The organism is Nocardia alni, from assembly GCF_019038435.1.
GTDB lineage: Bacteria > Actinomycetota > Actinomycetes > Mycobacteriales > Mycobacteriaceae > Nocardia > Nocardia alni.
Window position 1 is genome coordinate 1 of sequence record NZ_JAGPOX010000419.1, and the last position, 371, is coordinate 371.

The following is a 371-nucleotide window of genomic DNA, read 5'->3' on the forward strand; positions in this document are numbered from 1 at the left end:
GCGATCGAGGCGCTCAAGCAGGGCGGGATCGGTTTCGGGGCGGATCTTTTGGCGCAGGAGATCGAGGTCGGTCAGGGGCATCGTCATGGCATCAATTGGGTGCAGGCGATCGAGTCGGGGGTGACCGGGGCGGTGTCGGCGGGGGTGGCGACCCCGATCGGTCATTTCGGTGGCAAGTATTTGGGTGGTCTGGTCGGTGAGGGCAAGATGACCTGGTGGAAGGCCGGGGCGATCGCGGTGGGGTCGGGTATCCCGGCGGGTTTGGTGGGTGCGGGTGCGGGGATCGTGGCGTATGGGGTGATGACCGGGCAGTGGGAGTTCAACCCGGCCGCGTTGATCGGTGGTGTGGGTGGTGGTCTGATCGGTGGTGT

General features: G+C 66.3%; 1 pseudogene. It reads left to right on the forward strand.

The annotated features are described in order from the left end of the window. Positions 1-371: pseudogene (locus tag JZ791_RS44605) on the forward strand (hypothetical protein); the annotation flags it as partial.